Source organism: Streptomyces flavovariabilis, assembly GCF_000725785.1.
GTDB classification, from domain to species: Bacteria; Actinomycetota; Actinomycetes; order Streptomycetales; family Streptomycetaceae; genus Streptomyces; species Streptomyces hawaiiensis.
The window spans coordinates 1-247 of record NZ_JNXD01000123.1; the positions used below are offsets into that span (position 1 = coordinate 1).

The window sequence follows — 247 nt, forward strand, 5'->3', positions numbered from 1 at the left end:
GTCGAAGATGCGGTTCGGGCGGGCGGAACGGGCCAGCCGGCGGCGGAAGTAGGCCAGCAGCGACGGGTCGAACGCCATGTCGTGAAGGCCCAGCCCGCATCCGGCCTTCCACCGCAGGTCGCACCGCAGTTCCTGGACCGTCTCGAAATCCGACAGCCCGTGCAGGGCCTGCAACGTGATCGCGGCGGCCAGGATCTGCGGCGGCATGCTCGGCCGTCCGTTCGCCGACGGGTACATGTCCGTGAAC

At 69.6% G+C, this 247-nt stretch carries 1 protein-coding gene; it reads right to left on the reverse strand.

The features are described from left to right. A partial coding sequence (locus IO24_RS41830; protein ID WP_476718227.1) for a transposase occupies positions 1 to 237 on the reverse strand: 237 nt, incomplete at its 3' end. Positions 238 to 247 lie beyond the last annotated feature (10 nt).